This is a genomic window from Spongiactinospora sp. 9N601, from assembly GCF_044326295.1.
In the GTDB taxonomy this organism is placed as follows: Bacteria; Actinomycetota; Actinomycetes; order Streptosporangiales; family Streptosporangiaceae; genus Spongiactinospora; species Spongiactinospora gelatinilytica.
In genome coordinates, this window is the sequence record NZ_JBIRBB010000009.1 from 380,539 (window position 1) to 393,115 (window position 12,577).

Annotated in this window: 18 protein-coding genes; 14 read left to right on the forward strand and 4 right to left on the reverse strand. The window is 69.1% G+C overall.

The features are described 5' to 3' along the window. The first annotated feature begins 125 nt into the window (after positions 1-125). The 3 genes from ACH34R_RS23790 to ACH34R_RS23800 are packed head-to-tail and all read left to right on the forward strand — an operon-like array spanning position 126 to position 1,989. Positions 126-1,250, forward strand: a complete 1,125-nt coding sequence (locus ACH34R_RS23790; RefSeq protein ID WP_397563712.1) for a S1 family peptidase — start codon at positions 126-128, stop codon at positions 1,248-1,250. Positions 1,251-1,300: 50 nt separating this feature from the next. Beyond that, positions 1,301-1,696, forward strand: a complete 396-nt coding sequence (locus ACH34R_RS23795) for a hypothetical protein (protein ID WP_397563713.1) — start codon at positions 1,301-1,303, stop codon at positions 1,694-1,696. Between the two features lie 20 nt (positions 1,697-1,716). After that, entirely contained in the window at positions 1,717-1,989 is a 273-nt protein-coding gene (locus tag ACH34R_RS23800) for a hypothetical protein (protein ID WP_397563714.1), read from the forward strand. A 7-nt stretch (positions 1,990-1,996) separates the two neighbouring features. Here ACH34R_RS23800 and ACH34R_RS23805 read toward each other — a convergent pair whose 3' ends face one another. Continuing rightward, positions 1,997-2,944, reverse strand: coding sequence for a helix-turn-helix domain-containing protein (locus ACH34R_RS23805; RefSeq protein ID WP_397563715.1), 948 nt, complete (start codon positions 2,942-2,944; stop codon positions 1,997-1,999). Between the two features lie 70 nt (positions 2,945-3,014). Here ACH34R_RS23805 and ACH34R_RS23810 point away from each other — a divergent pair, with 70 nt between their 5' ends. The 4 genes from ACH34R_RS23810 to ACH34R_RS23825 all read left to right on the forward strand — a co-directional run bounded on the left by ACH34R_RS23810 (position 3,015) and on the right by ACH34R_RS23825 (position 5,528). Next, complete coding sequence (locus tag ACH34R_RS23810; protein WP_397563716.1) at positions 3,015-3,347, forward strand: cupin domain-containing protein; 333 nt, start codon at positions 3,015-3,017, stop codon at positions 3,345-3,347. An 81-nt stretch (positions 3,348-3,428) separates the two neighbouring features. Further along, a complete protein-coding gene (locus ACH34R_RS23815) occupies positions 3,429-3,908 on the forward strand; it encodes a DUF6789 family protein (RefSeq protein ID WP_397563717.1) in 480 nt (159 codons plus the stop codon). A 19-nt stretch (positions 3,909-3,927) separates the two neighbouring features. Further along, positions 3,928-4,773: a hypothetical protein gene (locus ACH34R_RS23820; protein WP_397563718.1), complete on the forward strand. Its 846-nt coding sequence runs from the start codon at positions 3,928-3,930 to the stop codon at positions 4,771-4,773. 71 nt (positions 4,774-4,844) lie between these two features. Continuing rightward, the gene (locus tag ACH34R_RS23825) at positions 4,845-5,528 is read left to right on the forward strand and encodes a pentapeptide repeat-containing protein (RefSeq protein WP_397563719.1); all 684 of its coding nucleotides are present in this window, start codon (positions 4,845-4,847) and stop codon (positions 5,526-5,528) included. A gap of 20 nt (positions 5,529-5,548) precedes the next feature. On the opposite strand, the gene ACH34R_RS23830 is transcribed toward ACH34R_RS23825, so the two are convergent. Continuing rightward, positions 5,549-6,313 (reverse strand): ETEC_3214 domain-containing protein, encoded by a 765-nt coding sequence (locus ACH34R_RS23830; protein ID WP_397563720.1) that lies wholly within the window; start codon positions 6,311-6,313, stop codon positions 5,549-5,551. Here ACH34R_RS23830 and ACH34R_RS23835 point away from each other — a divergent pair. From ACH34R_RS23835 to ACH34R_RS23860, 6 genes are all read left to right on the forward strand, one after another. Next, on the forward strand, positions 6,306-6,551 hold the full coding sequence (locus ACH34R_RS23835) for a hypothetical protein (RefSeq protein ID WP_397563721.1): 246 nt from the start codon (positions 6,306-6,308) through the stop codon (positions 6,549-6,551). The two genes, ACH34R_RS23830 and ACH34R_RS23835, sit on opposite strands and share 8 nt — an antisense overlap. 459 nt (positions 6,552-7,010) lie before the next feature. Then, positions 7,011-7,151: a hypothetical protein gene (locus tag ACH34R_RS23840; RefSeq protein WP_397563722.1), complete on the forward strand. Its 141-nt coding sequence runs from the start codon at positions 7,011-7,013 to the stop codon at positions 7,149-7,151. Continuing rightward, positions 7,148-8,389: a cation:proton antiporter gene (locus tag ACH34R_RS23845; RefSeq protein WP_397563723.1), complete on the forward strand. Its 1,242-nt coding sequence runs from the start codon at positions 7,148-7,150 to the stop codon at positions 8,387-8,389. Before ACH34R_RS23840 ends, ACH34R_RS23845 begins: the two co-directional genes overlap by 4 nt. A 121-nt stretch (positions 8,390-8,510) precedes the next feature. Continuing rightward, on the forward strand, positions 8,511-8,858 hold the full coding sequence (locus tag ACH34R_RS23850) for a hypothetical protein (protein WP_397563724.1): 348 nt from the start codon (positions 8,511-8,513) through the stop codon (positions 8,856-8,858). 36 nt (positions 8,859-8,894) lie between these two features. Beyond that, a complete protein-coding gene (locus ACH34R_RS23855; protein WP_397563725.1) occupies positions 8,895-9,578 on the forward strand; it encodes an SRPBCC family protein in 684 nt (227 codons plus the stop codon). Positions 9,579-9,614: 36 nt separating this feature from the next. Then, positions 9,615-9,974, forward strand: coding sequence for a hypothetical protein (locus ACH34R_RS23860; RefSeq protein ID WP_397563726.1), 360 nt, complete (start codon positions 9,615-9,617; stop codon positions 9,972-9,974). A gap of 94 nt (positions 9,975-10,068) precedes the next feature. Here ACH34R_RS23860 and ACH34R_RS23865 read toward each other — a convergent pair whose 3' ends face one another. After that, complete coding sequence (locus ACH34R_RS23865) at positions 10,069-10,533, reverse strand: lamin tail domain-containing protein (RefSeq protein WP_397563727.1); 465 nt, start codon at positions 10,531-10,533, stop codon at positions 10,069-10,071. Between the two features lie 305 nt (positions 10,534-10,838). Further along, complete coding sequence (locus tag ACH34R_RS23870) at positions 10,839-11,693, reverse strand: choice-of-anchor K domain-containing protein (protein ID WP_397563728.1); 855 nt, start codon at positions 11,691-11,693, stop codon at positions 10,839-10,841. A gap of 293 nt (positions 11,694-11,986) precedes the next feature. On the opposite strand from ACH34R_RS23870, the gene ACH34R_RS23875 reads away from it, so the two are divergent. Continuing rightward, positions 11,987-12,478, forward strand: a complete 492-nt coding sequence (locus ACH34R_RS23875; RefSeq protein WP_397563729.1) for a pyridoxamine 5'-phosphate oxidase family protein — start codon at positions 11,987-11,989, stop codon at positions 12,476-12,478. Positions 12,479-12,577 lie beyond the last annotated feature (99 nt).

The following is a 12,577-nucleotide window of genomic DNA, read 5'->3' on the forward strand; positions in this document are numbered from 1 at the left end:
TGTTTTCAATTTCCTCGTCTTTGTTTCGGCGGCGCGGTCATATCATCGCGAGATAACGTAATTGGTAGCTCCTTTTCGCCGTGCCCCGCCTTAACGTTACGGCACGGCCACGGGAGGAGACCGCCATGCCCCGAACCCCTCTGTCGATCGCGGGCGCGGTGCTCGCGGTCGGCGTGCTCGCGCTCAGCGCCGCCCCCGCCCCCGCCTCGGCGCAGCCGGCGCCCGGCCTGATCGACGCGTTGCGGCGCGATCTCGGGCTGAGCGCGGCGCAGGCGTCCGACCGGGTGATCAACGAGCAGCGGGCCAGGGACATCGAGCCGGCGTTGCGCGGCGGGCTGGGGGACCGGTTCGGCGGTTCGTGGCTGACGCCGTCCGGGACGCTGGTGGTGGCCACGACCCACGCGGGCGACGTGCCCGCCATCGCCGCGCGCGGCGCTCAGCCCAAGGTGGTGGCCCGCCCGCTGGCCCGGCTCGACGCGATCAAGGCCGCGCTGGACGTGGCCGACGGCCGGGAGAAGGTCGCGGCCTGGTACGTGGACGTGGTGACCAACAGCGTCGTCGTACTCGCCGCCGACCCGGCCGCGGCCGAGGCGTTCGTACGTGGCAGCGGCGTGGACGCCTCCGCCGTACGCGTGGAGCGCAGCGCCGAGCGGCCCGCCCCGTACGCCGACATCCGCGGCGGCGACGAGATCTACGTGGACGGCAAGGGCCGCTGCCTGGTCGGCTTCTCGGTACGGCAGGGCGCCAAGCAGGGCTTCGTCACCGCCGGCCACTGCGGAGCCAATGGCGCCCTGGTCCGCACCCACCCGGGCGGCCCGGCGATCGGCAAGTTCGAGTCGGCGTCCTTCCCCCGCAACGACTACGCCTGGGCGTCGCTCTACCCGGGCTGGAACGCCATCGGCTACATCAAGGGCGGCCCCAGCGGGCAGTCCCCGATCCGGGGCGCCACGGAGTCCTACGCGGGCGCGTCGGTGTGCAGCTACAGCCCGGTCAGCGGCTGGCGCTGCGGCGTGATTCAGCAGCTCAACACCAGCGTCACCTACCCCGAGGGCACCGTCACCGGCCTCACCCGCACCTCCGTGTGCAGCGAGCCCGGCTCATCCGGCGCCCCGTTCGTCTCCGGTGACCAGGCCCAGGGCGTACTCTCCGGCGGCTCCGGCAACTGCGCCACCGGCGGCACCACCTACTTCCAGCCCATCAAAGGGGCCCTGACCGCCTTCCAGCTCACCCTGGTCACCGCCCCCCGCTGAGGAGCCCCCTCCTGCAAAGGCACATCAGAACCTCCGCCGCCGCGTCATTCGTGATCGCACTGGCGAGCGCGCTGGTCGTCGTGCTGCCTGGTACGGCACATGCCGTCACCTTCTGGAGTACGACCGGAAAGACCGGCGTACACGCCCAGGGAGAAGTTCACTGGCGACCGGCCAGCGTCTCCATCACCGGATATGTCAAGGACACCCGCTGCGGCGACAAACGCGCGGCACTACTCCAGTTCGTCTTCCGCCAGCCAGGCGGCGGTTCTGGGAATGACGACTGGGAGAGTTTCCACACCCTGAGCAAACCGTGTAAGACGACCGTGCATATCACCGGTCTGAGCGGTATCAGCCGCGATCGGTACTTCAAGATCGAGGTCCGGGAGTGCCTCGCCACCAGTTACCAGGAAGAGTGCGCGGAATTGGAGACCCTCGCAAATCTTTAGAGGTCCGTCCAGGCGAGGTCGTGGGCACGATCTGCTACGCCATGGCGGACAACCCCAAAAGCGGCAATCAGGGCACGGTGGCTCGCGACGGCGTCGTCGTGGACTCCGACACGACTCCCGGCGGCGGCAACCCCGGGGGACACCTGACGGCCGAGCAGATCCTCACCGAGTTCCTTTACCAGGGCGAGGCCCTGGCGTACTCCTGCGCCGCGGCGGGCCTGCGGCCGGTCGACGCGCGGGCCGTGTCTGGCCCGCCGGACCAGTGGTTGCGGCTACCGGAAGGCGACCGCTGAAGCGGCCTCACGGCCTGGCCCGGAATGATCGGCGGTAGGCGCCGGGGGTCGTGCCCAGGGCGGTGAGGAAGCGTCTGCGCAGGTTGGTGGCCGAGGAGAGGCCGACGCGCCGGGCGATGGCGTCCAACGGCAGATCGGACGACTCCAGCAGGTCCCGCGCCGTGGCGATCCGCTGGGCGAGCAGCCACTGCCCGGGGCTGGTACCGAGCTGGTCGGCGAACCGCCGGGCCAGGGTGCGCTCCGAGAGGCCCGCGTGCGCGGCCATGGCCCCGACGGTCACCTGCTCGCCGAGCCGCCCGGTGATCCACTCCAGCAGCGGCGCTAGCGTGCCGTCGATCTGCCGGGGGTGCGGCGGCGTCGCGTACTGCGCCTGCCCGCCCTCGCGGTGCGGCGGCATGACCATGGTCCGCGCGATGTGCGCCGCGTACCGCGCCCCCTGGTCCCTGCGCACGAGGTGGATGCACAGGTCGAGGCCCGCCCCGGCGCCGGCGCTGGTGGCGAGGTCGCCATGGTCGACGTACAGCACGTCCGGGTCCACCTGGACGTGCGGGAAGCGCGCGGCCAGCTCGTCCGTCAGCGCCCAGTGCGTGGTGGCCCGCCGTCCGTCCAGCAGGCCGGCGTACGCCAGCGCGAACGCCCCGGAACAGATGCTGACCACCCGCGCCCCCCGAGCATGCGCGCGGCGCAGCGCCCCGGCGACCGCGGCCGAGGGCGCCTCGTCCGTGGGCAGCCAGCTCGGCACGATCACGGTGTCCGCCCGGTCGAGCGCGTCCAGCCCGTCCGCCACGTACAGGCCGTACCCGGCCCGCGTCGAAACCGCCCCGGGACGCTCGGCGCACACGCCGAAGACGTACCGCGTCACGAGCCCCGGCCGCTCGACCCCGAACACCTGGGACGCGAAGGCCAGCTCGAAGGTCGATTGCGCCGGGCGGACCAGCGCGGTCACGCGATGCATGGCAGGAAAGTACCGCACGATGTCATTCCAGACACTCGGCCCACCCGCCCCCGCCCGCCACGCTGGTCCCATGACGACACAACCCGACTTCCCCGGCTACGCGTGGGCCACCGCCTCCGACGCCCCGTCCCGCGAACTCTTCCCCGGCATCCGCCTGCGCTCCCTGTGGAAGGGCGACAACGGCGCCCACGCCCACGTCCTGGAAATGGACCCGAACACGCACTGGCAGGGAGTGGACGTCCACACCCCGGGCCCCGAGGAGGTCTTCGTCCTCTCCGGCACCTTCAACGACGGCACCCGCGACTACCCGCCCGGCACCTTCATTCACGCCCCGACCGGCTCCTCCCACATCCCCCAGACCACAACGGGCTGCACCCTCTTCCTCTTCTACCCCGAAGGCTGACCGACCCTGACCCTGACCCTGCCCCTGAGCGGGGGCGTGGGCGGGGATTGGTGTGGCGGTCTGTGGGTACTCCGCGCGAGCATGAGGTGGTTTGTGGGGGTGGCGGCGAAGGGGGCGGTGGGTGGGTTGGTCGCGACGGGGGCGATGAGTGTGTTGATGCTGGCGGGGGGCCGGGCCGGGCTGATGGGGGACCAGCCGCCCAAGCGGATCGCCCGGGCCGCGATGGCGGGTGATCGGCATTCCCCGAAGCGGGGGGAGCGGGTCGTCGGGATGCTCGCGCACGCCGGTTTCGGCGCGTCCTGTGGCGCGCTGTACGGGCTGTTCTGCCGGGGGCGACCCGCGCCGGTCCTGCCCGCGCTCGCGTACGCCCTCGGCATCTGGCTCGTGAGCTACCAGGGATGGGTACCGAAGCTCGGCATCCTCCCCCCGATCTCCGGCGACCGTCCGGGCCGGCCGGTGGTGATGGCGGCCGGCCATGTCGTGTACGGGCTGGTGCTGGCGCGCTGCCTGAACCGGCTCAATCGCGCACGGGGCGGCGATCCCACGACGATCCGCCGGTAGTGGCGGGCAGAGTGGTGGGGTGGACGTTTTCCGGGGTTTCGTGTGGCGGTATGCCGCCGGGGGGTCGTTTCCCGAAGATGTGCCCGCCGTCGCGGCCGAGGCGTTGGCCCGGGGCGTCGATTCGCCGTCGTTGCGGGAACTGGCCGGGCTGAACCGGCGCTCGGATTCGGCGGAGATCTGTGAGCTGTATCGGGCCGCGCTCGCGGAATTGGGCATTGAGGTGCCCGGGGAGCGGGAAGCGGTCCGGTGGGTGCTGCGTGGGCTGGCGGAAGGGCTGGTCGCCGGTGGGGCGGCGGTCGCGGAGGTCGCTCGTGAAGTGCCGTGCGGTGAGGTCTGGATGACGCGGCCGGAATATGAATTCGCTCATCTGGCCTACTACCGCGAGGAATCGGATGACGGTGCTCGCTATGAGCGCGATCTTCAGGACGCGGCCAGGGCGCTTCTCGACGAAGCCGGGTTTGGGCAACATTTGCCGCCGGCCGGAGGTGCGGCGCAGCGAAAGCACGGTAGGGGAACGGGGAGGGGAAAGGAGTTCACGATGGCCCAGCGACATGAGATCAGGTCGACCAAGGAGCACGAGAATCACCCGGGAGAGACCCTCGTCACCACCGAGCACGACGTGATCAGCAATTGGGCGAGGGAACGCGGCGCGGAGCCCGCCACGGTGCCCGGCACCGAGCGTGACGGCCGGCCGGGCGTACTGCGTCTGGACTTCCCCGGGTACGGCGGCCAGCGGCTCAAGCACCTGGACTGGGACGAATGGTTCCGTACCTTCGACGAGCGCGGCCTGCGGTTCATCTACCAGGAGCACCTCAAAGACGGCAAGCCCAGCAACTTCTTCCGGCTGGAGAACCCCAACGAGTAGGCCCCGTTTTCCCGGGATCGCATGCGGGCATCGCGGCCACCGGACGGCGGACCGGTCGTAGGGTTGCCGCTATGCCCCGACCTACTCAGCGCGCCACGTCCAAGCGGATGCGGGAACCGGCCGCTCCCCGGCTCGCCGCCTCGCTCACCGTCGCCCACCTTCCCGAACACGACCTGGAAGACGACGGCGGCTACCGGTCGCTGGAGTTCCGGAATCTGGACCTGTCGGCCCGGCGGGTGGAGGGGGCCGACTTCGAGGGGTGCAGGTTCGTCGGCACGAAGCTGGCGGGCGGGCGGATGAGGCAGGCCGGGTTCAGTGATGTGGAACTGGTCCAGTGCGATGTGTCGAACCTGAAGGCCGGCGTGTCGGGGATGCACCGGGCCCGCGTGCAGGACAGCCGGATGACCGGTACGGCCTGGACGGAGAGCACTTTTCGCGAAGTCGTGTTCGACACCTGCCGGGCGGAGCTGGCCGGGTTCAGGTTCTCGACCTTCAAGCACGTCGTCTTCCGTGACTGCGCCCTGGTGGAGGCGGATTTCCAGGACGCCGAGCTGGCCAACGTGCGGTTCGAGGGGTGTGATCTGAGCGGGGCGGAGTTCTCCAACGCGCGGATGAACCAGACGAAATTCAGCGACTGCGTCCTGCTCGGGGTCCGGGGCGTGGGCAGCTTCCGGGGCGCGACCATCGGCGGCCGGGACGCCCAGGGCCTCGTGTACGCCCTGGCCGGGGCGATGGGGATCACCATCGAGGACTGATCCCGGCGGGCCGGCTTGGGTCAGTCGCCGGCGTCCGGCAGGGGGTAGGTGCGCACGGTCACCCGGTCCACGCCGAGCTGTGCCGGGTACAGCTCCTTGATGGCCTGATCGTTCCCCCCGGCGTACGGCGACGTTTCCATATAGGTGTTGACGGTGGACGCGGCCAGCAGTTCCCGCATTTTGGGGCCGGGGTCCTTCTTCTGCTCCTTCTGCTCGAATTCTTCACCTTCCGGGCTGATTCTCCAGTTGGTCCAGTCGTTCAGCAGATCGCGCTCACCCTTGGCCGGGTGCCACGGGCATGCGTCGTTCAGGCCCCATCCGTAGGTTTTGTAGCCGGACGGGTTGCCTTGATAGAGGAACTGATACACGTAGCTGTTCGCGGTCGCGCCGGCGATGAAGGACTCCGTCGTCGCCTCAGCGTTTACCTGGATGGCGGGGAAAGGGGTTTTGTTCAGCGTTATCGTGCTCGGCGGTGAGGTCTTTGTCGTGAAGGTGGGCTGGAAGTCCCGGGCGCAGGAGGTGACGGAATAGGCGAGTACCACGTCCGTCTCATCGGAGATGATGTGCGCCCAGTAGCCCCGTCCGGCGAAAGTGCTCTGAGTGAGCCTGCGCTTCGATTCCGGGACGATGGTCCGGAAGATCGGGTCGCCGAGCCTCTTCCTGAACATCTCCATGCTGAAGCCCGCCTGTAGTCCGGTGAGCTTGGCGTACTCGCTCTCCCGCCAGTTGAAGGTCTCCGTGTACCACTCGCGGACGCCGTTGAACGATGAGCCGATCGTGATCACCGACGACAGGAGGAGGGCGGCGAAGACGACGATGACGACGAAAAGGTTATGTCTCGTCCAGGATTCGAAACGGCTGCCGACGGACCGTGGGGCACCCGGCTCGCTCGGTTCGCTCGGCTCGCTTGCTTCGTCCGGCTCCGCCGCGCTCGCCGAAGCGGCGTCGGCAGGCCGGGCGGTGTTGCCTGATTTTCTGAGCATTGGCGAGATGGGCACCCTTTGCGCGACGCGTGCTGATTGATCCGTCACCGGATATTGTGCCCGGCACGGTGAGCGGGCGCAGCACAATGCCGAAAGCAGTGCCGATCATACCTGCCTCCACCAGGAAGCCGGACTTGAAAGGCATCCGAATCGTCCGGCGATGGTCTACCCGATGACGACTGATAAAACGCGCATTGCCGTGGTGGAATCGGGTTCGCGGCAGTAGGGGCGCTGGTCGATGACGGGTCGCTGTCGTCGCCGGCAGCCGTACCGTCACATATGCGTTGCAGGATCTCACGCCGGACGCGTCCGGCCGGTGGTCAGGGACGCGCGGCTGCTGGGAGCCCATCAAATGGGCGACGGATATCACATAAGTCGGCGCCGCCGTGGCCGCGGACCTGGCCAGGCGTACGGATGGTCGGCGACCCTGAGGCCATTACCGAAGGCCCTGTCGCGCGTATCGCCCACAACGACCCTGGTCGAACCACCGAGGAGCGCCATGAGTGAGCAGGTGAGCGACAGGCCGCCGCGCGTCGACCACGTCCCGGGCGGTCGGCCGCAGGTTCACCCGGTCGAGGACGAGGCGGTCGGCCAGGGGGACTCCGGCACCCCGGGCGTCCGGGGCGAGGCCGGAGGGTGACGAGCCGGCAGGTCGTTCTTCTCCTGCTCGACCTTGCCCTGATCATCGGCGTGGCCCGGTCGCTCGGGGCGGTCGCGGAGCGGCTGGGGCAGCCGCCGGTGATCGGTGAGGTGCTGGCCGGCGTACTCGTCGGGCCCAGCCTGTTCGGGGCGGGCTTCTCGGAGGCCGTGTTCCCCGGCGACATCAGGCCGTTTCTGGCGGCGCTGGGCAACGTCGGTGTGGCGATGTTCATGTTCGTGGTCGGGCTGGAGCTGGATCGGACCCTGCTCCGCGGCCGGGGCCCGGTCGCGGTGACGGTCTCGCTGAGTTCCCTCCTGGTCCCGTTCACCCTGGGCGCGGCGCTGGCCGCGCTGGGGCTGTCCCGCCATCAGCCCGGCGGGAACGAAGCGGGGTTCGTACTGTTCATCGGCGCGGCCATGGCGGTCACGGCGTTCCCGGTGCTGGCGCGGATCTTGACCGACCGGCGGATGCACCGGACCGAGCTGGGCGGGCTCGCGCTCACCTGCGCCGCGATCGGCGACGTGCTGGCGTGGTCGCTGCTGGTCGTGGTGGTGGTGCTGTCCGGCGGCGGCGGTGGGGAGCTGTGGCTGATCACGCTGCTTCCGGTGTACGCGGCGCTGATGTTCTGGGGCGTACGGCCGCTGCTGCGCCGGTTCCTCGCCGCGACGTCCTCGCGCGGGCCGGTCCCGCTGACCGTCACGCTGGCGGGCGTGCTCGTCTCCGGGGCGGTCACCGAGTGGATCGGGCTGCACTTCCTGTTCGGCGCGTTCCTGTTCGGGGCCGTGGTCCCGAGGGACGGTACCGAGCGGCTGCGCGAGGAGATCTTCGCGCGGGTGGGGGAGTTCAACGCCACGCTGCTGTTGCCGGTGTTCTTCGTCGTCGCCGGGCTCAACGTGGACCTGTCGGGGATCGGTACGGCCGGGCTGGTGGAACTCCTGCTGGTACTGCTGGTCGCGATCGCCGGGAAGTTCGGCGGCGCGTTCGCCGGGGCCCGGCTGCACCGGCTGCCGGTCAGGCAGTCCGCGGCGCTGGCCACGCTGATGAACACCCGCGGGCTGACCGAGCTGATCATCCTGAGCGTCGGGCTGCGGCTCGGGGTGCTGGACCGGCAGCTCTATTCGATCATGGTGGTGATGGCCGTTGTGACAACCGCGATGGCCGGGCCCCTGCTGCGCGTGATCTACCCGCAGCGCCTGATCGAGATCGAGCGCGACCATCGCTACGCCTTGAAGGGATAGTTAGAAGGTATCGCAAACCTTATTGACTCGCTCGTGCTGTTGCAGTTATAACTTCTAACGAACGCATGAGCTTCTAGGGCATGCGTTCAGGAATCCGGAAGAGCCGGCCGAAGGGAACGCCATGACCACCACACCCATACCGCTCACCCCCGCGAGCCGGGCCACGCCGCTCGCGGTGACGATCGCCTCCTGGGCGGTCCCCGTAATGATCGTCGGGCAGTTCGCCATGCTGGCGAGCGTCCCGGTCGCGGTCGCGCTGGTCGGCGCGCTCGTCCGCGTCCGCGACCGGGCGGTCCGGGCGGCGGCCGTGCTCCTCGCCGCGACGTACGCGATCCCGCTCACCATCTGGCTGGCCCGGCCCGACGGCGCGCCCAGCCTGTCCAAGGACATGCACCCCGGCCTCGCGGCCCTGATCGTCGCCGCGTCCGCCGTGCTCATCGTCACCGTTCACCGTTCCGGCCGCCGCTGAACCAGGCAGCCCGGCCCGCCCACGAAAGGAACCCCCATGTTCAGCGATGCCCGATCGACCACCCCTGCTCGGCGGCCCCGGACCGGCGTGCGCGCCGCCGCCGCCCTCACGATCTCCCTCGCCGCCGTCGCCGGCCTGCTCACGACCGGTGTCCCGGCCGCCAACGCCGCCCAGGCCGGCGGCCGTGGCCTCCGGTGCCAGGGGGAGGGCGTCGATCCCGCCGCGCGCATCCGGTACGGGGCCGACGTCGTGATCAAAGCGCCGCTGCGTACGGTCTTCGCGTTGCAGGCCGACGTGGAACGCTGGCCCGCCTGGCAGGCGCCCGTGCTCAGCGCGAAACGCCTGGACTCCGGCCCGCTGCGGGCGGGTTCGCGGTTCCGCTGGACCACCCCGGCACCGGCCACCGCCACGACCCCCGCCACCACGCTGCGCATCACCTCCACCGTGCGGCGGCTCCAGCGCGACGCCTGCATCGCGTGGAGCGGCCCGGCGGTCGGCAAGGGGGTGCGCATCGACCAGGGCGTCCATGTGTGGACCTTCACCAAGGTCAAGGGAGGTGTCCGGGTGCGTACCGAGGAGACCTGGACCGGTGACCAGGTCGAGGCGGACGTCCCCACCGCCACCAAGCTCCTCGGCATGGGCCTCGAAGCCTGGCTGCACGACCTGAAGACCGTCGCCGAAGCCCGCGCCGCCGACCCCCACGCCACCCCTGCCACCTGACCACCCCGCCCCGCCCCGCGGCGCCATGATTGATTCGTGAGCTACGACCTCGCCGTACTCGGTATGCGCGGGCCCGTCGATGTCGAGGCGGCTCGTCAGATGCTCGACCGTTGCCGGTCGGGCGGCGACCACGCGGAAGGCGACCTGGACGAGCGGATCGTCGCCTTCTATGAGGAGTTACGGGCGCACTTCCCCGACCACCCTCCTGATGCCACGAACGGCCCCTGGATGTCGACGCCGTTGGACATCGGCATCGATCATGTGATCATGTGCATGAGCTACTCGGAGCGGAGCGCCCCCGCCATTGAAAAGATCATGGAGCTGGCGGCGCTGCACGACCTGGTCGTCTACGACCCGCAGTTCGTGGAAGTGCTCGTGCCGGTGCCGAATGACTGACCGACCCCGCGCCGTCCGTCTGTGGGCGGCGCGGGGTGGTGGGGCGGGGAAGCCGAGTGGGGTGAGCATAGCTCGTGGGGGCGACAGAAACGGCTCAGCAGATGACGTAGTCCCGGCGGGTGCTGTCGTAGCTACAGGAGTCGAGCAGTTTGCCGGTGTTGCTGCGCAGGGTCGCGGTGTCGGCGTCGTTGTTCCACACGTACTGCTTGCGGCCCCAGTAGTGGGTGGACGTGCCGCTCCGGCCGCTTCCGGTGCGGATGGTGATCGACTTGCCGCCCTTGATCACCGTTCCCGCCGGGAACCGGTACTTGTAGCCGGTCTCGTCGTGGACGATCCAGCCGCCGATCTTCCTCATGGTCCGTGTCACGTTCTTGATGACCACGTACTCGCCGTTCAGGCTGCTGTTGGAACGGCGGTCCACGCCCGGCGAGTCGTAGTACACCTTCACGACCTGGACCGCGGGGGCGGCGGCGGCAGCCTGCGCGGGGGCCGCGATCAGGGGCAGGGCGACGGCGGCGGCGGTGCCTAACACGCCGGCCGCGGCGCGGGAAAGACGCATCTGGATCTCCTGTACATCCAAGGGCTCTTGACGGAGAGAAGACGCGGCATCACGACATGTCGTTTACGGGAAGAACGACCTGGTTGGCGGCTCGGTGAACCTTTCGCCGGTTTTGCGGGAGGTCTCCGGCACCGCGATCACACAGGCGAAGAGCAATTACTACCGGGACGGCAATCGGGAAAGGGCGCTGTAAGGTGATACGGCGGCCTGACCGGCGAGCTGACCCGCACACGAAGAGCAAGGCGGCTCCCCGAAAGCCGCCTTGCTCTTTTGTGCCGCTCAGCGCATTATCTGATTTACGACCGTCAGGGGGCCTTGCTCCCGTAGCCGTACTCCGAGACGACGTTGTCGCCGGTGTCCTTCAGCTTGGCGGAGTCGCCCTTGTCGTTCCAGATGGGGCGCTTGCTGCCGTAGACGAAGCCACCCCATTCGGGATGCACTTCGTTGGTGTAGACGCGGATGCGCTGCCCCGGTTGCAGGACCGTGCCAGGGGGGAACACGAAGTCCTGGCCGGCGTCGTCCGCGCCGAGCGTCCAGCCGGAGATGTTGCCGGCCACCGTGCCCCGGTTGACGATTTCCACGTACTCGTCGGCCTGGGTGTACTTCACCTCGCCCTTGTTGCGGACCGTCGTGATGTGCACGTCGGGCCGCCCGGCGTGGGCGAAGATGGCCACCACGTCGGCGCTGTTGGCGCCGTTCTCCGGGCTGATGAACTGCCGGACGACCTGCCCGCCCTGCTTGAACCCGCTGATGACCACGCCGTACTGCTCCCCGTCGATGGTCACGGTCTGCGGGGAGACGAACGTCGGCAGGTCCACGATGTCATCGGGGGCCGGGCCGGTGTTCGGCGTCTCGTTGTGGTGGAAACGGAAGGTGAAGTCGGCTTCGGTGCCGTCCTCGAAGGCCACCCGTACCGCCAGGTCCACATCGAACTGCGGCTGCGGCATCGCCTGGATGGGGAAGTTCTCGTGGGTGAAGGTGCCCAGCGTGAATTCGGTGCCGTCGGTGCGCACCTGGACGCCGCCGCCCTGGAAGACGTAGCCGCTCTTGCCGCCGCCTGCGGGAATGCCCCAGGTGACGTGCGCGGTCCCCAATCCGTCGAGGTTGGGCGGGGTGGTGCTCATCGACGGCCAAGAACCGGAAGTAGTGGCGGTGCTCATCGAACCTCCTGCGTCAGTGATCAGTGGATCAGAAAAATGGAGGTGCTTGTCTTGATATTGGTTACACGATGATCAGGGTGGTTTGTCAAGTGTTTGTCCGCGCCTTGACAAAAACATCTGGTAAGCGGATTACGGGCCGCATCGGCATCTCGAAATATGTCCTGATCAGATGGAGTCCGGCCGTTTCTGAATATTATTCACATGTTGCTCGCGCCCCTCCGGGAAGGCAGAACTGTCGGTCCCCTGTGACAGGTTGGATCTGACATACGACGATCACGCGAAGGAGGGGCCGCATGGCCGGCTGGGGTGAGTTCGCCGAATCGGCGCCGGAGTTCGCCGCCCGGACCCGGGAGTCGTTCGAGTCGCACAAGCACAAGACCATCGCGACGCTGCGGAAGGACGGTTCGCCGCGGATCAGCGGCATCGAGGCCGACATCGTCGGCGCCGACCTGTGGTTCGGGTCGATGCCCGGCGCGTTGAAGGCCCGCGACCTGCAGCGCGACCCGCGCTTCGCGCTGCACGGCCCGCCGGTGCTGCTCGACGCCGACGACCCGGCCACCACGGTGGGTGACGTGAAACTGTCCGGGCGCGCGGTCGAGATCACCGACCCGGAGCGGATCGCGTCGATGCTGACCGCGCGCGGCATCGCCCCCGACGCTTTCGAGGGGGCGCACTTCTTCACGGCCGACATCCACGAGGTGGTCGTCATCCGCATCGAGGGCGACGAGATGGTCATCGACCTCTGGCGGCCCGGCCGTCCACTACACCGCGTGCGGCGGACATAGGTACACGCCCCTGGCGACATCGCAGGAGCCGCGCTTCGGACGGGCGGCCGAGCGGTCGCGGCCGTCGAAGCCGCCGTAGAGCCAGGCCACCCGTCGGCT